The 25,007-nt window shown below is 58.8% G+C and carries 24 protein-coding genes and 3 pseudogenes; 11 read left to right on the top strand and 16 right to left on the bottom strand.

Annotation, left to right across the window (positions count from 1 at the left end; all coding sequences use genetic code 11):
* The 7 genes and pseudogenes from CWM61_RS28730 to CWM61_RS30230 form a co-directional block, all read left to right on the top strand.
* The coding region (locus CWM61_RS28730; protein ID WP_206054236.1) for a VENN motif pre-toxin domain-containing protein at window positions 1-1,557 on the top strand (1,557 nt) is incomplete at its 5' end.
* Window positions 1,557-1,868 carry an Imm45 family immunity protein gene (gene imm45 / locus CWM61_RS23215; RefSeq protein ID WP_074387162.1) on the top strand — a complete coding sequence of 104 codons (312 nt, stop codon included), beginning with the start codon at window positions 1,557-1,559 and terminating at the stop codon, window positions 1,866-1,868. The genes CWM61_RS28730 and imm45, both read left to right, overlap by 1 nt.
* A gap of 26 nt (window positions 1,869-1,894) precedes the next feature.
* Window positions 1,895-3,340 (top strand): annotated as a pseudogene (locus CWM61_RS23210) (VENN motif pre-toxin domain-containing protein); the annotation flags it as partial.
* Window positions 3,337-3,591: a hypothetical protein gene (locus CWM61_RS23205; protein WP_100631996.1), complete on the top strand. Its 255-nt coding sequence runs from the start codon at window positions 3,337-3,339 to the stop codon at window positions 3,589-3,591. The pseudogene CWM61_RS23210 and the gene CWM61_RS23205, both read left to right, overlap by 4 nt.
* 38 nt (window positions 3,592-3,629) lie before the next feature.
* Entirely contained in the window at window positions 3,630-4,436 is an 807-nt protein-coding gene (locus CWM61_RS23200) for a CdiA family toxin C-terminal domain-containing protein (RefSeq protein ID WP_319829932.1), read from the top strand.
* Window positions 4,436-4,786 (top strand): ribonuclease toxin immunity protein CdiI, encoded by a 351-nt coding sequence (cdiI, locus tag CWM61_RS23195; protein ID WP_100631995.1) that lies wholly within the window; start codon window positions 4,436-4,438, stop codon window positions 4,784-4,786. Before CWM61_RS23200 ends, cdiI begins: the two co-directional genes overlap by 1 nt.
* A 29-nt stretch (window positions 4,787-4,815) precedes the next feature.
* A pseudogene (locus tag CWM61_RS30230) lies at window positions 4,816-5,352 on the top strand (filamentous hemagglutinin); the annotation flags it as partial.
* A 938-nt stretch (window positions 5,353-6,290) separates the two neighbouring features.
* Here the strand turns inward: CWM61_RS30230 and CWM61_RS23180 are convergent.
* From CWM61_RS23180 to CWM61_RS29465, 12 genes and pseudogenes are all read right to left on the bottom strand, one after another.
* The gene (locus tag CWM61_RS23180; RefSeq protein ID WP_012542962.1) at window positions 6,291-6,803 is read right to left on the bottom strand and encodes a 4-hydroxyphenylacetate 3-monooxygenase reductase subunit; all 513 of its coding nucleotides are present in this window, start codon (window positions 6,801-6,803) and stop codon (window positions 6,291-6,293) included.
* Between the two features lie 19 nt (window positions 6,804-6,822).
* On the bottom strand, window positions 6,823-8,385 hold the full coding sequence (gene hpaB, locus CWM61_RS23175) for a 4-hydroxyphenylacetate 3-monooxygenase, oxygenase component (protein ID WP_002887473.1): 1,563 nt from the start codon (window positions 8,383-8,385) through the stop codon (window positions 6,823-6,825).
* 225 nt (window positions 8,386-8,610) lie between these two features.
* Window positions 8,611-9,501: a 4-hydroxyphenylacetate catabolism regulatory protein HpaA gene (gene hpaA / locus CWM61_RS23170; protein ID WP_061155881.1), complete on the bottom strand. Its 891-nt coding sequence runs from the start codon at window positions 9,499-9,501 to the stop codon at window positions 8,611-8,613.
* Between the two features lie 9 nt (window positions 9,502-9,510).
* Window positions 9,511-10,887 carry a 4-hydroxyphenylacetate permease gene (hpaX, locus tag CWM61_RS23165; RefSeq protein WP_061155880.1) on the bottom strand — a complete coding sequence of 459 codons (1,377 nt, stop codon included), beginning with the start codon at window positions 10,885-10,887 and terminating at the stop codon, window positions 9,511-9,513.
* A 118-nt stretch (window positions 10,888-11,005) separates the two neighbouring features.
* The gene (hpaI, locus tag CWM61_RS23160; protein WP_074387158.1) at window positions 11,006-11,797 is read right to left on the bottom strand and encodes a 4-hydroxy-2-oxoheptanedioate aldolase; all 792 of its coding nucleotides are present in this window, start codon (window positions 11,795-11,797) and stop codon (window positions 11,006-11,008) included.
* Window positions 11,798-11,807: 10 nt separating this feature from the next.
* Window positions 11,808-12,611 (bottom strand): 2-oxo-hept-4-ene-1,7-dioate hydratase, encoded by an 804-nt coding sequence (gene hpaH / locus CWM61_RS23155; RefSeq protein ID WP_002887487.1) that lies wholly within the window; start codon window positions 12,609-12,611, stop codon window positions 11,808-11,810.
* A 163-nt stretch (window positions 12,612-12,774) separates the two neighbouring features.
* On the bottom strand, window positions 12,775-13,155 hold the full coding sequence (locus CWM61_RS23150) for a 5-carboxymethyl-2-hydroxymuconate Delta-isomerase (protein WP_100631993.1): 381 nt from the start codon (window positions 13,153-13,155) through the stop codon (window positions 12,775-12,777).
* A 9-nt stretch (window positions 13,156-13,164) separates the two neighbouring features.
* Complete coding sequence (gene hpaD, locus CWM61_RS23145) at window positions 13,165-14,022, bottom strand: 3,4-dihydroxyphenylacetate 2,3-dioxygenase (protein WP_061155878.1); 858 nt, start codon at window positions 14,020-14,022, stop codon at window positions 13,165-13,167.
* Between the two features lies 1 nt (window position 14,023).
* Entirely contained in the window at window positions 14,024-15,490 is a 1,467-nt protein-coding gene (gene hpaE, locus CWM61_RS23140) for a 5-carboxymethyl-2-hydroxymuconate semialdehyde dehydrogenase (RefSeq protein ID WP_100631992.1), read from the bottom strand.
* Window positions 15,487-16,251 carry a fumarylacetoacetate hydrolase family protein gene (locus CWM61_RS23135; protein ID WP_008807571.1) on the bottom strand — a complete coding sequence of 255 codons (765 nt, stop codon included), beginning with the start codon at window positions 16,249-16,251 and terminating at the stop codon, window positions 15,487-15,489. The genes hpaE and CWM61_RS23135 overlap by 4 nt, the downstream gene beginning before the upstream one ends.
* Window positions 16,248-16,880, bottom strand: a complete 633-nt coding sequence (locus CWM61_RS23130; protein ID WP_012969003.1) for a fumarylacetoacetate hydrolase family protein — start codon at window positions 16,878-16,880, stop codon at window positions 16,248-16,250. Before CWM61_RS23130 ends, CWM61_RS23135 begins: the two co-directional genes overlap by 4 nt.
* Window positions 16,881-16,938: 58 nt before the next feature.
* Window positions 16,939-17,103, bottom strand: a pseudogene (locus CWM61_RS29465) (hypothetical protein).
* Window positions 17,104-17,167: 64 nt separating this feature from the next.
* Between CWM61_RS29465 and hpaR the strand changes: the two are divergent.
* A complete protein-coding gene (gene hpaR, locus CWM61_RS23125; RefSeq protein ID WP_002887503.1) occupies window positions 17,168-17,608 on the top strand; it encodes a homoprotocatechuate degradation operon regulator HpaR in 441 nt (146 codons plus the stop codon).
* Window positions 17,609-17,611: 3 nt separating this feature from the next.
* On the opposite strand, the gene CWM61_RS23120 is transcribed toward hpaR, so the two are convergent.
* Genes CWM61_RS23120 through CWM61_RS23105 form a run of 4 tightly spaced genes read right to left on the bottom strand, consistent with a single transcriptional unit; the run spans window position 17,612 to window position 21,168 of the window.
* Entirely contained in the window at window positions 17,612-18,874 is a 1,263-nt protein-coding gene (locus CWM61_RS23120; RefSeq protein WP_100631991.1) for an FAD-dependent oxidoreductase, read from the bottom strand.
* Window positions 18,855-19,118, bottom strand: coding sequence for a (2Fe-2S)-binding protein (locus CWM61_RS23115; RefSeq protein ID WP_023322030.1), 264 nt, complete (start codon window positions 19,116-19,118; stop codon window positions 18,855-18,857). The genes CWM61_RS23120 and CWM61_RS23115 overlap by 20 nt, the downstream gene beginning before the upstream one ends.
* Window positions 19,115-20,224: an NAD(P)/FAD-dependent oxidoreductase gene (locus CWM61_RS23110; RefSeq protein WP_100631990.1), complete on the bottom strand. Its 1,110-nt coding sequence runs from the start codon at window positions 20,222-20,224 to the stop codon at window positions 19,115-19,117. Before CWM61_RS23110 ends, CWM61_RS23115 begins: the two co-directional genes overlap by 4 nt.
* A complete protein-coding gene (locus CWM61_RS23105; RefSeq protein WP_100631989.1) occupies window positions 20,221-21,168 on the bottom strand; it encodes a 4-hydroxyproline epimerase in 948 nt (315 codons plus the stop codon). Before CWM61_RS23105 ends, CWM61_RS23110 begins: the two co-directional genes overlap by 4 nt.
* A gap of 309 nt (window positions 21,169-21,477) precedes the next feature.
* Between CWM61_RS23105 and CWM61_RS23100 the strand changes: the two genes are divergently transcribed.
* The 3 genes from CWM61_RS23100 to CWM61_RS23090 all read left to right on the top strand — a co-directional run bounded on the left by CWM61_RS23100 (window position 21,478) and on the right by CWM61_RS23090 (window position 24,993).
* A complete protein-coding gene (locus CWM61_RS23100) occupies window positions 21,478-22,302 on the top strand; it encodes an AraC family transcriptional regulator (RefSeq protein WP_074387152.1) in 825 nt (274 codons plus the stop codon).
* 151 nt (window positions 22,303-22,453) lie between these two features.
* Window positions 22,454-23,374 (top strand): dihydrodipicolinate synthase family protein, encoded by a 921-nt coding sequence (locus tag CWM61_RS23095; RefSeq protein WP_074387151.1) that lies wholly within the window; start codon window positions 22,454-22,456, stop codon window positions 23,372-23,374.
* Between the two features lie 14 nt (window positions 23,375-23,388).
* A complete protein-coding gene (locus tag CWM61_RS23090; RefSeq protein WP_100631988.1) occupies window positions 23,389-24,993 on the top strand; it encodes an aldehyde dehydrogenase (NADP(+)) in 1,605 nt (534 codons plus the stop codon).
* Window positions 24,994-25,007: the final 14 nt, after the last annotated feature.

Genomic DNA, 25,007 nt, shown 5'->3' with positions numbered 1-25,007 from the left:
GCCGGGATCGAGTTATCGGCGGTTATCCGCGATGGCGCGAATCAGCAGCAGGACGTGACGGGGTTAAGCCGGGATGCGGCGCATGCGAACCAGACGCTGAGTCCGATATTTGATAAGGAGAAAGAGCAGAACCGGCTGGCGACGGCGCAGAAGACAGGTGAAATCGGGCGCCAGGTGAGTGATGTGCTGGTGACGCAGGGCAAGCTGAACGCGCAGGCGGCGCAGAGCGACCCGGCGGCGCGGGCAGCGGCGCGGGCGAAGCTGGTAGCGGGAGGGAATGGCAGTCCGAGCGAGGAGCAAATCAACGCGCAGGTGAGCCGAACGGCGACGGCGGACTACGATACGGGCGGAAAGTACCAGAAGGTGGCGCAGGCGGTAACGGCGGCGATGCAGGGTCTGGCGGGGGGCGACCTGGCGCAGGCGGCGAGTGGCGCAGTGAGCCCGTATGTGGCGGAAATCATTCACAGCCAGACGACGGACAGCGCGACGGGCAAGGTGAATGTGGAAGCCAATGCGATGGCGCACGCGGTGTGGGGAGCGATAGCGGCGGCATCGGGAAATAACAGCGCGCTGGCGGGGGCGGCAGGCGCGGTGAGCGGCGAATTGCTGGGACGCTGGATAGCGGCGGAATATTATCCGGGTGTTAAGACAGAAGAGCTGTCGGAAGAGCAGAAGTCGACGATAAGCGCGCTGAGTACGCTGGCGGCGGGACTGATGGGGGGGCTTAGCGGAGGCAGCAGCGCGGATGCGGTGGCGGGTGCGCAGGCCGGGAAGAATGCGGTGGAGAATAACTCTCTGGCCGGGGATGAATCCCGGAAATCAGTTAAAGAGAGCGCTGAGTGGTGGAAAACTCAGGTCAGGGACAAACTTGGCGAGGGTACGACTTCTTCCATCGCAAACGGTATTATTAACGCCCTTGCAGATACTAGTGATGCAGCATTAGGTTCAGCAGATTATGTTGCGGATGCAGCAATGGCGCTGGCTTCATGTGCTGCGGGCGACAGTTATTGCAGCAGAGCAATGAGCGATCTGGCCGGGAAAAATCAGGCAGTGGCCGATAGTGTTGCCGCGCTGATGAAAAGCGAAACTTGGTCAGCGGTTGCGGATACGGTCAAACAGGCGGCCGGAGGAAATCAGGCTGCGCTGGAAGCCACAGGTGGAATGCTGGCAGGGATTATGTTGCCGGGTAAGAAATTGCCGAACGTTGTTAAGGCAGTTGATCCTACCATTAAAATCGCAACAGGTCAGGCAGTCGGCGCCTTCGAGAAAAGTTTAGTCAGTCTTCCGCCGGGAGAGCGTGTAGCTATTATAAAACAAACAGCTCCAAAGGTAGCCGCAGAGAACGGCATGGTTAAGGATAATCGATTAACTCAAATGAATGGTGGTCGGGAAGTGTATAAAGATCAAGATGGAAACCTTTATGCGCTTGATACGCAACATGCACGATTTGAAGTTCTGACACCGAAAGGGAAGCACTTAGGTGAGGTTGACTTCTCTATGCAAAAGATACCTAACAGCCAAGATAAATCGGGCGGTCACAATTTGAAGGTGAAATAATGAGATTGGTTGATTATAAAAATGAGTCTATCAAGAGAGGTTCGGTTTTTAGATTACCGGCGGTTTGGCCTTATGAGTCATGGGTAGATTTTATGGTTATCGATCTTTTTGATACTCATGGTCTAGTTGTGTCTACTGGCTATAAAGCAGGTTTAATATTAATAGCATTGCCTGCTGAAAGTTGTTCGAAGGAAGGTAGAGCTTTAAGTACAACATGGGTTATCAACAACTGGGCAAAATGGATCTATCCAGAATGTAATGTTGAAGACGTTCATATCCTGGAAGAATATGTAGCAACGCCCATTGAGTAAAAGATCCCGGCCCCAGCGCCGGGATCGAGTTATCGGCGGTTATCCGCGATGGCGCGAATCAGCAGCAGGACGTGACGGGGTTAAGCCGGGATGCGGCGCATGCGAACCAGACGCTGAGTCCGATATTTGATAAGGAGAAAGAGCAGAACCGGCTGGCGACGGCGCAGAAGATAGGTGAAATCGGGCGCCAGGTGAGTGATGTGCTGGTGACGCAGGGCAAGCTGAACGCGCAGGCGGCGCAGAGCGACCCGGCGGCGCGGGCAGCGGCGCGGGCGAAGCTGGTAGCGGGAGGGAATGGCAGCCCGAGCGAGGAGCAAATCAGCGCGCAGGTGAGCCGGACGGCGACGGCGGACTACGATACGGGCGGAAAGTACCAGAAGGTGGCGCAGGCGGTAACGGCGGCGATGCAGGGTCTGGCGGGGGGCAACCTTGCGCAGGCGGCGAGCGGGGCAGTGAGTCCGTATGTGGCGGAAATCATTCACAGCCAGACGACGGACAGCGCGACGGGCAAGGTGAATGTGGAAGCCAATGCGATGGCGCACGCGGTGTGGGGAGCGATAGCGGCGGCATCGGGAAATAACAGCGCGCTGACGGGAGCGGCAGGCGCGGTGAGCGGCGAGCTGCTGGGGCGCTGGATAGCGGCGGAATATTATCCGGGTGTTAAGACAGAAGAGCTGTCGGATGAGCAGAAGTCGACGATAAGCGCGCTGAGTACGCTGGCGGCGGGACTGATGGGTGGGCTTAGCGGAGGCAGCAGCGCGGATGCGGTGGCGGGGGCGCAGGCCGGGAAGAACGCGGTTGAGAATAACTTACTGAGCGGCAGTGAAGATGTGCAGGCGGCATGGTTTCGCCAGCACGGCATCGATATGGCGAGTTGTTCCGATAACCCAGGCGGGCTGGCATGTCAGAAAGCGATAAATGAGTGTAATGCGGTAGGACTTGCGCTGGCATCGGGTAGTGTGGCCCTGTTACCAGGTGGTGCTCAGGCAATGTGGGGACTGGGAGCAAGTGCAAATGCCGGTATCAGTTATCTGGCAGATGGCACGATAGATCCGGCAAATGCGACTATTGCTGGCTGGGTAAACGTGCTCAGTATGGGGAATGGCCTGGCGGGTACCGTGGGCTGGAATGCTGCCGGAGGGGCGTTCGGGAACTGGATAGATGGCAAGGATCTGTTGTCTGGAGCTATAACCAACGGTGGAGGTGCTGCTGTAGGTTATGGTATCGGTAAAAGGATTTCGTGGGGAACAGAGAAGGTTACAAATACTGTTGGGAAATGGGTAACTGGTGGATGGGATCCGAAATATGACCCTATATGGATGAAATATGCAGAAGTTAACCGCAATGACATTATTCGAGAAGGAATGAAACCGAGTAATATTCCTGGTTCTGTTGGTGATATAGGTGCATCTGTGAGTTCTGAAATCGGTGGTAAAGCAACAGAAAAAGCACTTGAAGGTAATAAAAAATGAAATATTACTACCGAGCACTAATTGGTCATATGGTCATCTTAGTTTGTATTTTTTTGTTTAGTGTTATTGGGATTATTATGGTAGCACTTATAACAAAGCTCACATTTTCGGTTTTAGAATGGCTACTCAATGGTAGCTTTGATTTATCCTGGAGTGAGATTTTACATAGTATGAAACTTGGAGGTGTAGGTGGAGGGATACTCGGTATTGGTATTGTTCTGCTTCGTTTCTTTAAAGTAAAAGGATTTTAGCTTTTTAAGCAATCTCATTTCTGCTTGGGATTGCTTTTATGGTGGCGAATAATGCTTTGAATCCGATTGATTTCGGTAAAGGCATGGCTGACATGGGTTTATCCCAGCAGTTGCTCGGCGTTCATATGCTCCAGAATGGTGCCACACCAGAAGAACTCACGGCGGCGCTGCTCAAGAACTCACAGGGACAGATACCGGACGGACAGAATGCAGCTAAAGGCCTGATGATTGTCTGGGCAGAATTCTTTGGGGTTCTGGTGAGTGCGTTGGCGGCGGATGGGGAAATGACGCCGCAACGAGCTGCGGAAATCCTGGCAAGTGGCGTGCCGACCAGTGAAGCGAAGTTAGTACAATATGTAGCAGCTAAGGCGTTTTTGGTTGTTTCGAAGAACACCTCTTATCCATCTGGAATTAGTTTTAAAATTGACCAACTGGAACATATGGGTTCTGTTGTAAAATACAATCAACAGAAAGGTATTACAGGTGGTCATAATGCTGATGCTTTCTATTCAACAGTAAGTGAGAAAAATGTGAAAATTGTCGGTGAAACTCAAAGCAGCGTGAAGGGTATTACTGAGGTTCAATATAAAATACCCGCTTACGATCGCGCCGGTAATATTACAGGTTATAAGGATAAAATATTTACCAAAACAATCTATGACCCTAAGATCTTTACTGACAAAAAAATGTTAGAATTGGGGCGGCAAGCTGCAAGTAGTGGTTACAAAGCAGCTATTGCATCTGGACAACGAGAATATACGGCAACCGCCGGCGGGATAAAATTCCAAGTTTATTTGGATAAAAAGACAGGAATGGTAGAAAATTTTCATCCGGTGACTAAATAATGAACGAATATATTTTTGACAACATAGATTATGAAAACGATCCTGAATGGGTTGTTCGGGATTATTTTAATTCAATGAATCTACAGGGGAAATTCATATGGATGTTACCGTATCTTATAAATAAAATAGGCTGCGGTGTTAACGAAACATATTGTTCATTCCCTGATTTTGAAGACCCTGATCCAGAATGTCATTTTGAAGGCATAATGTTTGGGGTATGGGACGGAGAACTTATAGTTCCTGAATTTGTAGGCTTTAAATATGTCCGCCTGGCCTGTGAAAAGTATATTCAGTTACATCCTGAAGATACTGAAAAAGTAAATGAGTTGCTGGCTAAAATTCCAGCCTGAGTAAAGATCTCGGCTAGTGAGCCGGGATCGAGTTATCGGCGGTTATCCGCGATGGCGCGAATCAGCAGCAGGACGTGACGGGGTTAAGCCGGGATGCGGCGCATGCGAACCAGACGCTGAGTCCGATATTTGATAAGGAGAAAGAGCAGAACCGGCTGGCGACGGCGCAGAAGACAGGTGAAATCGGGCGCCAGGTGAGTGATGTGCTGGTGACGCAGGGCAAGCTGAACGCGCAGGCGGCGCAGAGCGACCCGGCGGCGCGGGCAGCGGCGCGGGCGAAGCTGGTAGCGGGAGGGAATGGCAGTCCGAGCGAGGAGCAAATCAACGCGCAGGTGAGCCGAACGGCGACGGCGGACTACGATACGGGCGGAAAGTACCAGAAGGTGGCGCAGGCGGTAACGGCGGCGATGCAGGGTCTGGCGGGGGGCGACCTGGCGCAGGCGGCGAGTGGCGCAGTGAGCCCGTATGTGGCGGAAATCATTCACAGGCAGACGCCAGACTGCTATACAGACTGTAAAGGAAAACTTGCTGAAGATGTGGCAGAAGGGAATGCAGTAGTATCAGCCCATCTGGCAGATACTGTTGGGTTAGGCATATTGCCTAAGGGGGCTTTGGTAACAGCTGCCATCAGTGGCGGAGCCAATACTGCAATACAATATGCCACGACTAGTGAAGTGAATTACATAGATGCGTTGATAGCGACTTGGGTTGGAGCAGCAACCTCAAAAACTGGTTGGTTAGGAACTGTGGGATGGAATGCGGCAGGTGGTGCAATATCCAGCTATCTGAAAGGGGATAATCCTTTTACAGGTGGCTTAAGTAATGGTTTGGCCTCTGGGGCGGGTTATGGTGCAGGAAAACTCATTGAGCTGCCTATGGATAAAATTTACAACCCGATGAAGCCATGGAAAGACTGGATCTGGACAGATGTCGGGATGGGAATATCCAAACCGCTGCCGATTAATCCAGTACCTGGTATTGCTGGTAATGCCTCGGGTAGTGCGGTGACAGAGATCCTCAATGATCAAGCGGGTAAAACAGGTGTGAAATTCCAAAAAGGGAACCAAAAATGAATAGAAAATCTTGGTTCTTTATTTTTTTCTATCTATTTTTTGCTTGCAATGTAGCAATGATCGTATTGTTTTTAATTATATACGTGCTCATTAGAGGTTACCTCTTATTGGTTTACCACATCCCATTTGAGCTGATTTGGAGTGATACATGGAAGTATACAAAAGCTGCATGTTTCACAGGGGCGTTGATAGCTACTGGTTGTTGGTGGATTTATTACCAGGGCTACAAGAAAAATCGTAATAGGTAGCGGGAGGGAATCCCCATCCGAGCGAGGAGCAAATCAGCGCGCAGGTGAGCCGGACGGCGACGACGGACTACGATACGGGCGGAAAGTACCAGAAGGCGGCGCTGACACAGTTTGCCCAGCAGGAACGCTAACGCGAATCTATGTAGCCCCTCCCCGTTATCCGGGGAGAGGCAGGCGAGGCCATTACACCGCGACTTCCATTTCCATCATCACCGGGTGGAAACGGCGTTTAAAGTAAATCAGACCGTGCCCTTGCGGGCTCAAGGTAATATTCCTGATCTCCACCAGATACACCAGGTGGGTACCAATGGTTTGTACCTGGCTAATCTCGCCTTCGAGACTGGCCAGTGAACCTTTCAGCACCGGCTGCCCGAGCGCGCCCTGCTGCCAGCCGCTGAGGGCAAATCGCTCTTCCATCGTCACCCCGGTCATCCCGGCGAAATGACGGGCCATGATTTCCTGTTCGTGGTTCAGCACGTTGATGCACAACTTGCCGTTACCCTGAAACACCGGGTTCATCGCGCTGTTGGCGTTGATACAAACCATCACCGATGGCGGCGTATCCGTCACCGAGCACACCGCCGTGGCGGTAATGCCGCAGCGACCGGCTTCGCCTTCGGTGGTGACAACGTTAACCGCCGCCGACAGGCTGGCCATGGCATCGCGAAAACGCAGGCGTTGTTCATCTAATTGCATTATGACCTCCCGCTGTGAATTACTTCAGCAGCTTATCCAACATGTTGATATCAGCGTTATTGTGCAGATGCGGCACCGTCCAGCCGTTCTGGTCGTACTCGGACAGGCAGCGGTCGACCATCGCCATCATTTTGTCCATATTGCCGGAGCTCTGCGCCTGGCGCAGACACTGCAGGCGAATTTCATCCTGGCTACCGGAGTAGTTGATCTCATACAGTTCATGGCGACCGCCGAATTCGCTGCCGATGGCGTCCCACATCAGTTTGAGGATCTTGATACGTTCAACGTGATCCATACCGTTGGAGCCGCGCACGTACTTCGCCAGATACTGGTCGATCTGCGGGTTGTTCAGATCGCGGGCGCTGGACGGCAGATAAATCAGGCCGCTGGTGACGTTGCGCTCGATGATGTTCTTGATCTTGGCGTAGGCCATCGGGGCCATCACGCGATAGGTCTGCAGCGCGGCGTGATCCGGCAGCCATGCGCCGTTGACCCACGGCGTCGCTTCCGAGCACATGGAATCGCTAAGCGCCCAGAACATGTTGCGCCAAGCGACTACTTCGCCGAGGTCGGCCTGTACGCCGCGGAACTCGAGGGTGCCGGTACATTCCAGAGAGCGTTTCAGCAGGGCAGTGATAAAGTCCAGTTTTACCGCCAGGCGTACGCAGGCCTGCAGGGGATACATGCGGGCGAAACCGCCCTCCATGGTCCAGCGACGGCAGCGGTCAAAGTCGCGGTAAATCAGCACGTTCTCCCAGGGGATCAGCACTTTATCCATTACCAGAATCGCGTCGTTCTCGTCGAAACGGCTGGAAAGCGGATAGTCGTACGGGGAGCCGGTCGCACCGGCGACCATCTCATAGGAGGCGCGGGAGATAAGCTTGACGCCTTCGGCATCCATCGGCGCGACGAACATCAGCGCGAAGTCCGGGTTCTCGCCCATCACCTGTGCGGAGCCGAAGCCGATCATGTTGTAGTGGGTCAGCGCTGAGTTGGTGGCGACCACTTTCGCGCCGCTGACGATGATCCCGGCATCGGTCTCTTTTTCCAGCTTGATGTAGACATCCTTCACTTCATCGGCCGGCTTGTGGCGGTCGATCGGCGGGTTGACGATCGCGTGGTTAAAGTACAGGCCGGTTTCCTGAATGCGGGTGTACCAGTTACGGGCGTTCTGCTCGAACTGGCCGTAAAACGCCGGGTTGGCGCCCAGTGCACAGCCGAAGGCGGCTTTATAGTCCGGTGTGCGGCCCATCCAGCCGTAGCTTAAGCGCGACCACTCGGCGATGGCGTCGCGCTGCTGGCGCAGATCGTCGGCGCTTTTCGCCACGCGGAAGAATTTGTGGGTGTAGCCACCGCTGCCGGTATCGGTGCCCCAGCACAGGGAATCCTGCATCTCCGGTTTGTGCAGCGCATCGTACAGCTGCGCGACGGAAGCGGCGGCGTTACGGAAGGCCGGGTGGGTGGTGACATCCTTCACGCGCTCGCCGTAGATATAAATTTCGCGGCCATCCTGCAGGCTTTTTAAATACTCTTCACCGGTTAATGGGCGTTTCGCGTCGGCGCGGAAATCTTCAGGTTTCATAGGGGCCTCTTCAGTATTTATCGGAAAAATAATGTTAAATATATGTTTTGTTTTTGTTGTTTAATTGAAGCGGTTATTGCGCTTGCCGTGAAGGGACGTTTGCGACAACGGCGGGTACTTTTCAGGCGGGATTAAATTTTGTGATCTCGGCAGCTTTTGGCGGGTGGCGCTGTGCTGACCCGTCCTGTGGACCGTAGCCCAGGTAAGCGCAGCGCTACCGGGGAATTACGACACCGGTACTTTTTGCGCCCGGTAGCTGCTGGGTGAACAGCCGACCTGGCGGCTAAAAAAGCGCGCAAAATAGGCGGGGTCTTTAAACCCCAGCTGCCAGGCAATCTCATTCACCGCGCTATCGGAGAACAGCAGCAGCCGCTTTGCCTCGCGTAGCTGGCGGTCGAATATCAGCCGCTTGGGCGGGCGATTGGCGAAGCGGCGGCAGATATCGGTCAACCGTGATTCGGTCAGATGCAGCTCCCTGGCGTAATCCGGTACCGTCCAGTGCTGATGAAAGTGGCTGTCGATCATCTGGTTAAAGCGCTGGAATAATTTCAGTTCGCCGCGCATGCCGCTGGCGGCATGATCGTCGAGCCTGGCGTTGCGCAGCAGCAGGGTAAATACCGCCTGCGCCAGCAGCGCCAGGGTGTGTTCCCGCCCGGGCAACTGGGCGGTGGACTCGCGGCGGATCAGCTGCCAGTAGTGGGCCAGCGCCGCCAGCTCGTCGGGTTTATCTGCCAGCGACAGACAGATCCCCGGCAGGCCGAAGGTCTCCCGTGTACCGGGATAGAGTACCTCCAGCAGCGGCCAGATCAGCTCCTCATGGACCGTCAAAACATGGCCATCGCTATCGGACTCGGTAATAAACGCGTGCGGCACCGAGGGCGGCGTTAACACAAACAGCGGCGCCTGCACCGAATAGCGATGGTCATCAAGCTGCAGCTCAATCTGCCCGGTATCAAGGTAGTGCATCTGGAAATAACGGTCGTGACGATGCGCCTGCATGTCGCGGCCAAAAAAGGCCGCCATGCGGGAAAACGACTGGTAGTGCACCTCTTCGGTGCCCAGACTCTCGTCGTAATCTTTATTGATATCGATATTGGCGATTGGGCTTTGGCACATAGCGGCTCCTTACGGTGTCGCGCGAGGGCGCGAGCCCTTCATCGGAATAGCCCAGATGATCACCGCGCCAATCACCAGCAGCGCGGCGACGAACCACAGCCCGCTGCTGAAGCTGCCGGTAATATCCTTCAGCCAGCCGATCATAAAGGGACTGAGCGCCGATCCGATATTGCCGGTGGCGTTGATCACCGCGATGCCGATCGCGCGGGCACGCAGGCTGATGGACTGATCCGGCGTGGTCCAGAAAATGGCCATGGCGCTAAACGATCCGGTGGAGGCCATTACGATCCCGAGCAACTGGATCAGGTTGTGATCGGTGGCCGACGCCAGCAGCCAGCCCGCAGCGGCGAACAGGAACGGCAGGGCAGTGTGATGCTTCCGCTCCTGGTATTTATCGGAGTGGCGGCTCCAGTAGATCATCCCGAGAATGGTACAAATTTGCGGGATCGCCGCCAGCAGACCGATGGTGATATTGCTGCTGCTTTCGTTAAAGCTTTTGAGGATCTGCGGCGTCCAGATGCTGATCGCGCTGAGCGTATTGGTCAGGCAGAAGTAGGCGAGGGTGTACATCAGCACGATCGGGGTGAAGACTTCGCGCCACAGGCTGCGTTGCTGCATGGCATGATGGCTGATGGCCCCTTCTGGCTGCACCAGGGTCAGGCGATCGTTATCCATCATCTCCTGCAGACATTTTTTGTCCTCCGCCGTCAGCCACCTGGCCTTCGACGGAGAATCATCCAGCCAGAACCAGACCATAATGCCGAGCAGCACCGACGGGAAGCCTTCCAGCAGGAACAGCCACTGCCAGCCGTGCAGGTTCAGTAGACCGTCGAGGGACAAGATATAGCCGGAGACGATCGACCCCAGCGCGGTGGTCACCGGCATCGCAATCATAAACAACGCGTTGGCGCGGGCGCGGAAAAAAGCCGGGAACCAGTAGGTCAGGTACAGCAGGATACCCGGCAGGAAACCGGCCTCGGTGATCCCTACCAGCATGCGCAGGATATAAAGACTGTTTGGTCCGGTGGCGAACATGGTGGCGGTAGAGGCGATGCCCCACAGCACCATGATGGTGGCGATCCAGCGTCGCGCGCCGACGATGCTGAGCATCACGTTGCTGGGAATGCCAAAAATGACGTAAGTGGCGTAAAACAGGGTGGTGGCCAGGCCAAACATGGTGGCGTTGAGGCCCAGATCCTGCCCCATGGTTAATCCGGCAAAGCCAATGTTGATCCTGTCTAAAAACGAAAAGATAAACAGGACGAATAAAAACACGATCAGACGGCGGAAGAGCTTGTTGATAACCGACTGCTGCTGCGCCGTCAGCTGTTTGTGCTGATTCGCCGGATCGAACTTTTCCGGGATGGCAGGTGATGTATCGCTCATTATTATTTTCCTCTAATGGGAATTTTGTAGGGTACTGCGGGTTGCCCGGTAGTGCTGCGCTTACCGGGCCTGCGATTCGCTGCTGCTCCGGGCCGGATGAGCGTAGCGTCACCCGGTGTTAGTAGACGCCTGACGAACCCAGGGCGGTTTTTTCCGCGCCAAACCGCGCCGCCAGGGCTTCTGCGCCGCGAGCCAGCAGCGTGGTATCGACGCCGACGGCGACGAACAGCGCGCCAAGCTCCAGATAGCGTTTCGCCAGCTGTTCATTGGCCATCAGGATCCCCGGCGCTTTACCGGCCTGACGGATTTGCTGGATGGCATCTTCAATGGCGGCCTGTACTTCCGGGTGCTGTGGATTGCCGCCGTGACCCATATCGGCGCTGAGATCCGCCGGGCCGATGAACACGCCATCCACCCCGTCGACATCAAGGATCTGCGGCAGATTTTTCAGCGCTTCGCGGGTCTCAATCTGTACCAGCACGCACATGGCGTCATTGGCCTGGTGGATATAATCCGGGACGCGATTCCAGCGCGAGGCGCGGGCCAACGCGCTGCCGACGCCGCGGATGCCGGCTGGTGGGTAGCGGGTGGCGCTTACCGCCAGCCGCGCTTCTTCGGCATTCTGCACCATCGGCACCAGCAGGGTTTGCGCGCCGACATCCAGCAGCTGTTTAATTTGCACCGGATCGTTCCACGACGGACGCACCACCGGCTGGCTGGGGTAGGGCGCAATGGCCTGGAGCTGGGTCAGCACCGTTTGTACATTGTTGGGCGCGTGTTCGCCGTCGATCAGCAGCCAGTCGAAGCCCGCGCCGGCCAGCAGTTCGGCGCTGTAGCTGCTGCACAGCCCAAGCCACAGGCCGATTTGCGGATGCCCGGCCTTGATTGCCGCTTTAAAAGCGTTGTTCATCTTGCTCTCCTCAAACAAAGCGGCAGCTGATGGCGCCCATGTTGCCGTAGTCGACGTGGAAGGTATCGCCCTTGCGCGCCGGAACCGGGCGGGTGAAGGAGCCGCCGAGGATGATTTGCCCGGCTTCGAGCTGGACATCGTACGGCGCCAGTTTGTTGGCCAGCCAGGCCACGCCGTTGGCCGGATGATTGAGTACGCCCGCGGCGACGCCGGTCTCTTCAATCACGCCGTTGCGATACAGCAGGGCGGAGATCCAACGCAGGTCGAGCTCGTCCGGTTTAATCGGCCGGCCGCCGAGGATCACCCCGGCGTTGGCGGCGTTGTCGGAGATGGTGTCGAACACTTTGCGCGGACGCTGGGTTTCCGGGTCGATGTTGTGGCAGCGCGCGTCGATAAGCTCCAGCGCCGGGATAACGTAGTCGGTGGCGTTGTAGACATCAAACAGCGTACAGTTCGGGCCGCGCAGCGGTTTGGCCAGCACGAAGGCCAGCTCGACTTCGATACGCGGAACGATAAAGCGGTCGGTGGGAATATCGCTGCCGTCGTGGAAGAACATATCGTCGAGCAGCGCGCCGTAGTCCGGCTCGCTGATCTGCGAGCTGGCCTGCATCGCTTTAGAGGTCAGGCCGATCTTGTGGCCTTTGAGCACGCGGCCTTCGGCGATCTTCATTTCGACCCACTCGCGCTGGACGGCGTAGGCGTCCTCAATGGTGATCGACGGATAATCCAGCGAGATCGCACGGATCTGTTCACGCTGTTTTTCGGCCTGGTTCAGCCGCTGGGCGATCAGGGTTCGGGTCTGTTTATCGAGCATAGTGATTCCTGTGGCATTACCGGAAATGTGCACAATCGAGTAGCCCGGGCGAGGCGTTTACGCCGACCCCGGGGCGCCCCGGAGCAAACCCCGGCGTCGCGTTGCTCGGCCGGGCTACCTGCTGTAGGCCCGGTAAGCGCAGCGCCACCGGGCAATTTGCACGTTATTTAAATAACGCGTGCACGTTGTTCTGTTTGTAGTTCAGCGTCGGGTCGAGCTCTTCCATGGCGAACGACAGCGCCAGATAGCGGCTCTCCATCAGCGCGGCAAAATGGGCTTTGATCAGCGCGAACAGCATATCTCCCACGTCCTGACGGCTCTCCAGACTGCGCCCGGCGCCGATTTTCAGGGTCATATGCACGAAGGCGTAATCCTGCTTGCCGTCGGCCATCTGCCAGGTATTCAGCCAGTGGGCGCGGCTGCGGATCCCGCCGATCGGGAAGATACCGGTGGCGGCCAGCGCCTCGTTGACTTTGGCAAACAGCCCAGGCAGATCGGCCTGCTCGCGGATGTTGTCGGTACACTCGGCGATAAAATGCGGCATGGGGCCTCCTTACGCCTGCGCCGGCAGCGGGAACACGGCGTTAACCTGGCCGGTGCCGGAGCTGGCGAATAGCTCGGTGATAAACTCCACCTTGCCGTCGTATTTATCCCAGCCCAGCAGGCCAAGCAGCATCACCGTGTCGTGCATGTTGCCTTCGCCATAGCAGTAGTCGGCGTACTCCGGCAGCATGGTGCAGAACTCTTTGAATTTGCCCTCCCGCCACAGCTTCACCACCCGCTCATCCATTTGATGGTCAAACTCGCGGGTATAGCTGTTCATGCCTTCTTCGGCACGCTGGTCGTCGATAAAGCGGTGCGACAGCGAACCGCTGGCCAGCACCGCCACGGTGCCATCATATTTCTCGATAGCGGTGAGAATGGCTTCGCCCAGCCTGCGGCTGTCGGCAAAATCGTGGACGGTACAGAAGGCGGAGATCGACACCACCTTGAAGTGCTTATCGCTGTTCATGTAGCGCATCGGCACCAGGGTGCCGTACTCCAGCTTCAGGCTCGGAATATTGTGCGCTTTGGCGCGCACCCCGAGCTTCACCGCCTCGTCGGCGATAAGCTGGCCCAGCTCCGGATTGCCGTCGTAGTCGTAGGTCATGTCGCGAATAAAATGCGGCAGTTCGTTACTGGTATAGACGCCCTGAAAATGGTCAGCGCAGTTGATGTGATAGGCGCTGTTGACCAGCCAGTGGGTGTCGAACACGATAATGGTATCAACGCCCATTTCACGACAGCGCTTGCCAATTTCTTTATGCCCATCGATCGCGCCCTGACGGCAGCCGTGGTTTTTCCCCGGCAGCTCAGACAGATACATCGACGGCACGTGAGTGATTTTTGCTGCTAACGCTAACTTACCCATATCAGACTCCCCATTTCGGGATCGGATGGTCGCCCATCGAGATGCAGACGTTTTTCATTTCGGCGAACACTTCAAAGCTGTACTCGCCGCCTTCGCGGCCGGTGCCGGAGGCCTTCACGCCGCCGAACGGCTGACGCAGGTCGCGCACGTTCTGGGTGTTGACGAACACCATCCCGGCTTCAATACCGCGGGCCAGACGCAGCACTTTGCTGACGTCCTGGGTCCAGATATACGACGCCAGGCCGTATTCCACATCGTTGGCCAGACGCAATCCTTCCGCTTCGTCTTTGAACGGCAGCAGGCAGGCGACCGGGCCAAATATTTCTTCCTGAGCGACGCGCATGCGGTTATCGACATCCGCCAGCACCGTCGGGCGCAGGAAGTTGCCGGATTTCAGATGCGCCGGCAGGTCGGACGGTTTATCCGGGCCACCGGCCAGCAGGGTGGCGCCCTCTTCGATACCGAGGCGAATGTAGCCGGACACTTTCTCCCAGTGCTGCTTGCTAATCAGCGCGCCGACCTGGGTATTCGGGTCGGTCGGATCGCCCACGTGCAGGCGGTTGGCGCGCTCAGCGAAGCGCTTGACGAACTCCGGATAAATACTCTGCTGAATGAAAATACGCGAACCGGCGGTGCAGCGTTCGCCGTTGATCGAGAAAATGGTGAACAGCGCGGCGTCGAGGGCGCGCTCAATATCGGCGTCTTCAAAAATCAGCACCGGCGACTTTCCGCCAAGCTCCATGGAGTACTTTTTCAGGCCGGCGTTTTTCATGATGTTGCGTCCGGTGGCGGTGCCGCCGGTAAAGGAAACGGCGCGAATATCATGATGGCGCACCAGCGCATCGCCCGCGGTAGCACCATAGCCTTGCACCACGTTGAGCACACCTGCCGGGATCCCAGCTTCCAGCGCCAGCTCGCCCAGGCGATCGGCGGTCAGCGGCGACAGTTCGGACATTTTCAGCACCGCGGTATTCCCCAGTGCAAGACACGGCGCGACCTTCCAGGTGGCGGTCATAAACGGCACGTTCCACGGCGACACCAGCGCGCACACGCCGACCGGCTGCACGAGGGTGTAATTGAGCATCTTGTCATCGACCGGATAGGTCTTGCCGTTCATCTGCTGACACACTTCGGCGAAAAATTCGAAGTTATGCGACGCCCGCGGGATCAACACGTTTTTGGTCTGGTGGATCGGCAGGCCGGTATCGGCGGTTTCCATCGCCGCGATCTCCGGGACGTTCTGATCGATCAGATCGCCCAGGCGGCGCATCAGGCGCGCGCGCTCTTTCATCGGCAGGTTAGCCCACTTCGGAAAGGCCTCTTTTGCCGCCGCGACTGCCTGGTGGACCTCGGCTTCACCGCCGGAGGCAACTTCAGCCAGTACCTCGCCGGTGGCCGGGTTGGTGGTATGAAAATAGTCTGCGCCGGCAACGTTTTTACCGTTGATCCAATGGTTAATCTTTTTCATGACAGTGTCTCCTCATACGCTTGCTGGCTGATGATATGGTTGACCAGGCGGCCCACGCCCTCGACTTCAACGATCACCTCATCGCCCGGCACCACATCGGATAGCCCTTTCGGCGTGCCGGTGGCGATCATGTCGCCCGGTTGCAGGGTCATAAATTCGCTTAAATAAGCGATGAGGAACGGGATGCTGAAGATCAGATCGGCGGTGGTGCCCTGCTGGCGCAGTTCGCCGTTGACCCAGGTGCGCAGGGCCAGATTATGCGGATCCGGGATCGCCTCTTTGGCGACGATCCACGGGCCAATCGGCGTCAGGGTATCGCGGCTTTTGACCCGCAGGTTCGGGCGGTAGTAGTTTTCCAGGTAGTCGCGGATCGCGTAGTCGTTGCACACGGTATAGCCAGCGACATAGTCCATGGCCTCGGCTTCGCTGACGCGGCGCGCGGTTTTCCCGATCACCACCACCAGTTCGGCTTCGTAGTGCATGTATTCGACGTTATCCGGGCGTACCGACTGCTGCTGGTGGCCAATAAAGGTGTTCGGCGCTTTGATGAACACCAAAGGCTCGGTTGGCGGCTTAAATTCCAGCTCGCTGGCGTGGTCGGCGTAGTTCAGCCCCAGCGCGAACAGCGTGCCGTCGGCGGGCGGCAACCAGCGGAATTCGCCTTCTTTCAATACCGTGCCATCGTTCAGGCGCACCTGGTCGCGTTCATCGACCAGCACGTCGCGTACCTGTCCCTGCCATTCAATGCGTGCCTGTTTCATGCCAGCTCTCCTTCTGCGACAACCGGGTTTTCCAGCGCCGGGAATCCGTCGGCGAGAATACGTACGCGGTCGCCGGGGCGCAGCGTGACGCGAGAGTGGGGCGTGCCGATAAGGATCGCGTCGCCGGGATTGAGGGTGGCGAACTCGCTTAAGGCGCTCAGCAGCTGCGCGGCGTTACGCTGCAGATCGCCGGTATGCCAGCTATCCGCCTCGCGGCCGTTGATTTCGGTGATGATGGTCAGGTTATCGACGTTACGCACCGCCGACAGCGCGCCGACGGGGCAGAAGCCATCGCGGCATTTCGCCTTGATCGCCGGGCGATAAAAACTCTCTTCCGGCAGACTCACATCGTTAGCCAGCGCGTAGCCGGCGATATAGTTCGCTGCCTCTGCCGCCGCCACTTTACGCGCGGTTTTGCCGACAATCAGCGCCACCGTCGCGCCGCTTTGTACGGTCTCGCCCTGCGGATAGGGGATCGCCTCGCCGTCGCCAATCACGGTATTGCGCGGCTTGATAAACCAGACCGCGGTTTTCGGCGGCGTCTTGTAGGGGGCCTGTTGAAACGCTTCGCGCCAGGCGTCGAGCTGGCTGCGATGATTGAGCGCAACGGCGAAGATGGTACCTTTCATTCACCACTCCTCTGGTACTGATTTCGGATTTAAATGCATTTCATTAATATGTTAATGATCATCTTTTATGCTTTGCGGCCAGGTTTAGCAACTGGAAGTGAATGTTTTGTGATCTGATTAACACAATATTTACACATCAATAACTTATTGGTTTTTAATCAATGAGTTGACTGTTTTTCAGGAAGAGGCTGGTACTTTTCAGGTGCAGAAACCGGTTGTACATGGCAGGATTAAAGCTAATTATTAAGTTGTTAATAAGTTTTGGATGAGGCTGTAGAGGGGATACTATGCATGATTCATTAACCATTGCCTTGTTGCAGGCGCGTGAGGCGGCGATGGCCTACTTTCGGCCGATCGTCAAACGGCACAATCTCACCGAACAGCAGTGGCGGATCGTGCGAATTCTCGCCGAACGTCCGTCGATGGATTTTCACGATCTGGCCTTTCGCGCCTGCATCCTGCGTCCCAGCCTGACCGGGATTTTGACGCGCATGGAGCGGGATGGGCTGGTGCTGCGCTTAAAGCCGGTTAACGATCAGCGCAAGCTGTACGTCTCGCTGACGCCTGCCGGAACCGCGCTGTATGAAAGCGCTCAGGCCGAGGTGGAAGAAACCTATCGTCTGCTGGAGGCCCAGTTCACCACGGAAAAACTGCAGCAACTGACCTCGCTGCTGGAGGAGTTTATTGCGCTTGGCGTCCCTGCCGGGCGCGGTGATGAAGAAGAGTAGCGGTTACGGCTCGGCGCTCGGCCGGGCGAGGGCAATAAGCGTTTCCGCGCGGGCGGGGGCCAGCGGTTCTCTTGGCTGCGGCAGCGGCCAGCCGTACAACCAGCGGGCGCTGGCGGCGCAGGTACGCCCCTGACAGGCGCCCATTCCGCAGCGCTGGGTCAGTTTGGCCTGCGGCCAGCCTCCGGCGGCCGCCACATCGCCGCAGCGTACATCCTCGCAGCGGCACAGCAGGCTCTCCGGCGTTGCGGCGTCTTTCAAGGATTCCGTCAGCCGGAAGGTACGGTTGATTGCTTCGGCGAAACGCTGCCAGCGGGCGCGGCGGGTAAATAACGCCTGCGCTTGCTGGCTGGCCCCGGCGGCGGCATACCCGGCGATTTCGCCCTCCGCCAGCGCCAGCTCGCTACCGCCGAAACCGGTGCACTCGCCGGCGGCATAGATATCCGCGACGCTGGTCTGCTGCCAGCGGTTAACCTGGATCGCCTCCTGTGCCGTGGCACAGCCAAACAGCAGCCCCGTCTCGATATTGGGTATCAGCCCGTAGCCGATAGCCAGCCGATCGCAGGCGATAGTCCGCTCGACGCCGCGCTGGCGAAGCGTAACGGCTTCCAGCCGCGTTGCGCCGTGAGCGCGGATCGCCTGCGCGCCGCTCAGATAGCCTTTCGGGGCCAGCGTCGCTAACTGGCGCAGCTTCTGCGGCCAGCGCCACAGCCCGCCGGCGAAGCGCAGCAGCGCCGGGAGCGGCGCTTGTTCAATGATATTCGTCACGTCGCCTCCAGCCTTGTTCACCGTATCCGCCACCGCCAGCAGTAGCGGACCGCTGCCGGCAATCACCACCTTTTCTCCTTTCAGCGACAGGCCCTGTTTGATTTGCGCCTGCAGGCCGCCCGCGCCGGTCACGCCGGGTAAGGTCCAGCCGGGAAAGGGCAGCGACAGCTCGCGCGCGCCGCAGCAGAGGATCAGTTTCTGCCAGCAAACCACGCCGCCGCCGTCGGCGGTTTCAAACAGCACGCTGTGCGCGGAGGGGCGGGCAATCAGCCGCGCGCCGTTCACTACCCGGATGGCGGCAGACGCGGCGATGGCGTCGCGGTAGCGCCGGGCCAGGGCGGGCTGCGTCGCCTGCGGACCCGCGCGCCAGATTTGTCCGCCAGGGGCGGGGTTATCGTCGAGAATAATCACCTGTTTATCGCAGGCGGCGGCGGAGAGCGCGGCCGCCATGCCGGCGGGGCCGGCGCCGAGGATTAAAATGTCACAGCGCAGCGTGTTCATCGTGGCTCCTTTCTATTTGCATACCGGCCCGGCACAGGGTCTGGCAGGCCAGCACCCGAAGGCCATCGACGGTGACCCGGCACTCCTGGCAGACGCCCATGCCGCAAAACGGCGCGCGGAGCTCGCCGTTAACCGCCTGGCGGGTGGTGGGGTCGCCGGTCAACGCCAGCGCCGCCGCCACGCTAATGCCTTCCGGCACCGTCAGCGCTTCGCCATCAATGGTGATAGTGAGCGTGGCCTTCATGCAATCGCCTCCTGTTGACACAAACGGGCCGGGAGCCAGGCGTCGGGCGCCAATGGGCAGCGTTCATCGAGGATCTGCGCCGCCAGCAGTTCAGCTGTGGCCGGAGCGGTGGTGACGCCCAGCCCTTCATGGCCCAGCGCCAGCCATACGCCACGGCGCGTGGGATGCGGGCCGATCAGCGGGTTGCCATCCTGCGAGGCGGCGCGCAGGCCGCTCCAGCAGCGGATGATATTCAACGTCGCCAGCGCCGGCACGAAATGGCGGGCGCGATCGAGCATCTGCGCCAGCAAGGGCAGATCCAACTCGCGCTCACGGTTATCAAACTGACGCGAAGAGCCAATCAGCAGCTGGCCGGTTGGCCGCGGCTGAAGGTTAAACGCCACCGAGGTGCCGCCGCCATGGGCGCTGGCGCCGTAACCCAGCTCAACCAGCTGGTGATGCACCCGCGGCCGGTAGCGATCGGTAATCGCCAGTTGGCCTTTTTTCGGTCGCAGCCAGTTTTCCGCTAACAGCGCGTTGGCTTCAAGTCCGCAGGCCACCACGATGGCCCGCGCCTGTAGCCGTTTGCCGCTGGCGAGCAGCACCTGCGGTTCGGTAATCGCCTGCGCGCTGTCGTGCAGGCAGGTAAGATGGTCTCCGGCATCGGCCATCAGCCAGCGGGCGACGTTTGGCGCGTAAAGGATGCCATCGCCTGGCACCCACAGGCCGCCCGCCAGCCCGCCGCGCAGCAGCGGTTCGCGCCCGGCGATCTGCTGCGGGGTCTGGAGTTCGCTGGGTACCTGATGGCCGGCCAGCCGCCGCAGTTTTTCGCCCGCGACGGCCATCTCTTCTTCGCTTTCCGCCAGCCACAGCGTGCCGCAGCCGCGCCAGGCGCAATGGTCGGGCATCCGTGGCGTGATAGCGCGCCAGCGTTCCAGCGACCATGCCGATAATGCAAGCTCGGCGGGGTCGTCATCCATGCACACCAGATGGCCCATACCGGCCGCCGTGGCACCGGGCTGACCGTCGTCGATAAGCGTCACGCTCTGCCCCCGCTTCGCCAACTGCCACGCGCAGGCGGCGCCGATGATCCCGGCGCCGATCACGATGACATCGCACTGCTTCACGGCGCGATCCCCCAGCAGAAGGGATCGTCAGGGTTGAGGATCAACTGGTTATCGCCGCACACCCAGGCTTCGCCACGGATCGTTGGGATGATGCCTTCAGCGGTGCGCTGGTAGCTGGCGGTAAACTGGCTGCCGATGATGCTGGCCTGACGCCAGATTTCTCCTGGCTGCAGCTTGCCCTCCTGCGCCAGGCAAGCCAGCTTGGCGCTGGTGCCGGTACCGCACGGCGAGCGATCCCAGGCCTTTCCCGGACAGAGTACGAAGCTGCGGCTGTCGGCGGTATCGTCAGCGGCGAAGAGTTCGATATGGTCGATAACGCCGCCGTCATCGCCGCGGATCCCCGCGGCTTCCAGCCCCTCGCGCACCGCCCAGGCGTAGTCGGTGAGCTGTGGAATCTGTTCGGGGGTAATGGCGAACGGGTGGTCGTTAATCAGAAAAAACCAGTTACCGCCCCAGGCAATATCGCCGATGACGGGACCCAGCGCGGTCTCAACGCGGATCTGTTTTTTCCAGCGGCGGGCCGGGACGTTTTGCACCGATACGCTGCCATCGTCGTGCAACGTGGCGCTTACGTCGCCGACCGGCGTTTCAATCAGATGCACGCCGGGCTGGATACGCCCAAGCCAGGCCAGCGAGGCGATAAGCCCGATGGTGCCGTGACCGCACATATTCAGAAAACCGGCGTTGTTGAAGAAAATCACGCCAGCGGTAGCCGCTGCCGAGACAGGTTTGCACAGCAGCGCGCCGACCAGTACGTCATTACCGCGCGGTTCGAGAATGGCCGCCTGACGCCACAGGTCGAAGTCGCGGGCAAAGCGGTCGCGGCGCTCCGCCATGTTGCCGCCGCCGAGGTCGGGGAAGCCGTCAATGATCAGGCGGGTCGGTTCGCCGCCGGTATGTGAATCAATAGCTCTCAGCGTAACAGGGGGGCGTGGCGCGGTCATCAGACTCTCCGGAAGTTAACAACATGTTTCATCATGCTGGCGCAACCTTTCCCGGCCTGCTTGAGCGCTTTCGTCAGAGAAAATGACGAAATCTGCATAGTCATCAGCACGGTATATTTCTATTTCACATAGTTATTTCTTATTAATCATCTGCTTAATGCTGTGGTAAACCGAAAGTGACCATTGCGCCAGTGGATAAATCAGGGGAAGGCGTAAAGCGGATCCAGGATCGCAAAACCGAGGGATGCTGCTTGAGGTGTTAACGGAAAGTGAATAAATATCCTTCGGTCACTTACATGAGGAGGCCTTATGATCGGTGTTTCTGATGCGCCGCCGCCCCGGGCGGTTAACCAACCTGAGCTGGCCGTCGATGAGCTGAGCCAGATCTGCGAAGGGCTGGCGCGCCAGCGGCCGGAAAATATGCCCGCGCTGCTGAATGCCCTGGCGCTGATTGCGCCCCTGCTCAATGCCATTCCTAATGTGGTCTTTTTTATCAAAGATCGGCAGGCGCGTTATTTGTTGGCGAACCTGACGCTGGCCCGCCGCTGCGGTTTTAAAACCGTCTCCTCGCTGCTGGGCAAAACCTCCGCCGATGTCTTTCCTTCCGCGCTGGGTCAGGGTTATACCGAACAGGATCTTCGGGTACTACGGGAAGGCGTGACCCTGCGCGATCAGCTGGAAATGCATCTCTACAATGGCCGCGAGCGCGGCTGGTGTCTGACGCAGAAACTGGCGCTGCGCGATATCAGCGGCCAGGTGATCGGCATGGCCGGGATCTCGCACGATCTGCAGGAGGCCCACGCCCGCCATCCGGCGTGGCAGCGGCTGGCGATCGTCGACGATCATATCCGCCGGCACTATCACCGGCCGATCGCCATGGAAGAGTTAACCGCCTTAAGCGGGATGTCGATTGCGCAGATCGAACGCTACTGCAAGCGGATCTTTCATCTCACCCCGCGGCAAATGATCCACAAAGTTCGCCTGGAAAAAGCCACCGAACTGCTGGCTGGCGATACGCCGATTACCGATATCGCCCTGCAGTGCGGGTATACCGATCACAGCGCCTTCAGCCGCCAGTTCAAGGCCATGACCGGCTCGACGCCGCGCGATTTTCGCCTCACGCTGCTCGGATAAACGCGGGCTCACACTTTTGTCGACTGTGCTAATTTCGTCATCGTATTGAGGGAAAACCGACAAGCCGCCGGTTCCGCGACACGTCAATCTGTCAGTGAATATTCACCATTCATTCACTTCTACTTAACAAAATGACGACAAGGAACCGAGCATGAGCAAAAAAGCGATTCACTGGAGCGGCGTATTCCCGGCGGTCAGCACGCAGTTTCGTAGCGATTACTCCCTCGATTTAGACGCCACTCACGCGGTGATGAAAAACCTGGTCAAAGATGGCGTTTCCGGGCTGGTGGTGTGCGGCAGCGTAGGGGAAAACACCTCGCTGAGCACCGATGAAAAACTGCAGATTATCGAGGTGGCGAAGGATGCCGCCGGCGGCAAAATTCCGGTCATCGCCGGGGTGGCCGAGTTCACCACCGCCTTCGCCCGGAAAATGGCAAAAGAGGCGGAGCGCGTCGGCGTCGACGGGATCATGGTGATGCCGGCGCTGGTCTACTCCTCGAAACCGCATGAAACCGCGGCCCACTTCCGCAGCGTGGCGAGCGCTACCGACCTGCCGATTATGGTCTACAACAACCCGCCGATTTACAAAAACGACGTGACGCCGGACATTCTCGCCACCCTGACCGACTGCGACAACATCGTCTGTTTTAAAGACTCCTCCGGTGATACCCGCCGCTTTATCGACCTGCGTAACACCGTTGGCGACCGCTTCGTGCTGTTTGCCGGGCTGGATGACGTGGTGGTGGAAAGCATCGCCGTCGGCGCGGAAGGCTGGATCTCCGGGATGTCCAATGCCTTCCCGCGCGAAGGGGAAACGTTATTCCGTCTCGCCCGCCAGCAGCGTTACGAAGAGGCGATGGCGCTGTACCGCTGGTTCATGCCGCTGCTGCATCTCGATGCGCGTCCGGATCTGGTGCAGTGCATCAAGCTGTGTGAAGAGTTGCTGGGTCGCGGTAGCGCCATTACCCGTCCGCCGCGTCTGGCGCTGGAAGGCGAAACGCGCCAGCAGGTGGTGGCGATCGTTGAACAGGCGCTGGCGACTCGTCCGACGCTGCCGGACGTCGGCCTCTGATCACAGGAGTCAATATGAATACATCTCAGACCACGGCGGGACGGCAGTTTATCGCCGGACGCCGCATTGCCAGCGGTGAGGCGACGCTATTGAGCCTGCGGGCGGTGGACGGCGAAGCCACCGGTCACCGCTTTTATCCGGCTTCACGCGAGGAAGCCGCACAGGCCGCAGAAGCCGCGCAGCAGGCCTTTGCTGTTTATTCACAAACCACGCCGCAGCAGCGGGCGCGCTTTCTCTGCGCGATTGCCGATGAACTGGATGCGCTGGGCGAGGCGTTTTTTGCACTCGCCGGTCAGGAGACCGCGCTGCCGCTGGCGCGGCTGCAGGGTGAACGGGCGCGTACCAGCGGCCAGCTGCGGATGTTTGCTGGCGTGATCCAGCGCGGCGATACCTTCGCCGCCCGTATTGATACCGCCTTAGCCGACCGTCAGCCGCTGCCGCGCCCGGATCTGCGCCAGTATCAGCAGGCGTTAGGGCCGGTGGCGGTGTTTGGCGCCAGCAACTTTCCGTTGGCCTTTTCCACCGCCGGCGGCGATACCGCCTCGGCGCTGGCGGCTGGCTGCCCGGTGGTGGTGAAGGCCCATCCGGGCCATATGGCGACCGCCGAGCTGACCGCTGAAGCGATCGTCCGGGCGGTGGTGCGGTGCGGGTTACCCGGCGGCGTATTCAATATGATTTTCGGGACCGATATCGGCGCCGAATTGGTCCGCCATCCGGCGATTCAGGCCGTTGGCTTTACCGGTTCACTGGCCGGCGGTAAGGCACTGTATCAGCTGGCGCAGCAGCGCCCGCAGCCGATCCCGCTGTTTGCTGAAATGTCGGCGATTAACCCATTGATTATTCTGCCGCAGGCGCTGCAGACGCGGGCCGAGGCGCTGGCAAACGAGCTGGTGGCGTCATTCACCCTCGGCGGTGGCCAGTTCTGTACCCGTCCGGGGCTGATTCTGGCGCTGCGCGGCGCCGGGCTGGAACGCTTTAAGTCGGCGCTGTGCGCGGCGGTAGCGGGCTCCCCGCCGCAGGTGTTGCTCAATGCGCCGACCCTTCAGCACTACCGCCAGGGGGTGGCGGCACTGGCGGCGCACCCGCGTATCGAGAAGCTGGCGAGTGGCCTCGCCGCCGGCGCCGGGCAGGCGCAGACCCTGCTGTGGCAGGCTCAGGCCGAGGATCTGCTGGCGCAGGATACGCTGCTGCAGACTGAGGTTTTCGGCCCGCTATCGCTGCTGGTGGAGGTGGAAGACGCGACCCAGCTGCAGGCGGTGGTGAAAGCGCTGCAGGGGCAGCTCACCGCGACGCTACACGCCGAGGCGGATGATGGCCCGCTGGCGGCAAGCCTGTTGCCGCTGCTTTGCGAAAAGGCCGGACGGGTGCTGTTTAACGGGTATCCCACCGGCGTGGAAGTGTGCGATGCGATGGTCCATGGCGGCCCGTGGCCAGCGACCACCGACGCGCGCGGGACCTCGGTCGGCAGCCGGGCGATTGAGCGTTTTCTGCGCCCGGTCTGTCTGCAGAACGCGCCGGCTGCCCTGTTACCGCCGGCGCTGCAGGATGCGAACCCTTTGAACCTGCTGCGCCTGGTCAACGGCCAGTGGACCCGGGAAGCGATTTCCTCCTCTCATTGACGCAAGGGCATCAC

The sequence above is a fragment of the Klebsiella sp. K-Nf6 genome (assembly GCF_002806655.1).
In the GTDB taxonomy this organism is placed as follows: domain Bacteria; phylum Pseudomonadota; class Gammaproteobacteria; order Enterobacterales; family Enterobacteriaceae; genus Klebsiella; species Klebsiella variicola.
This window is presented reverse-complemented; position numbering and strand designations above follow the sequence as displayed.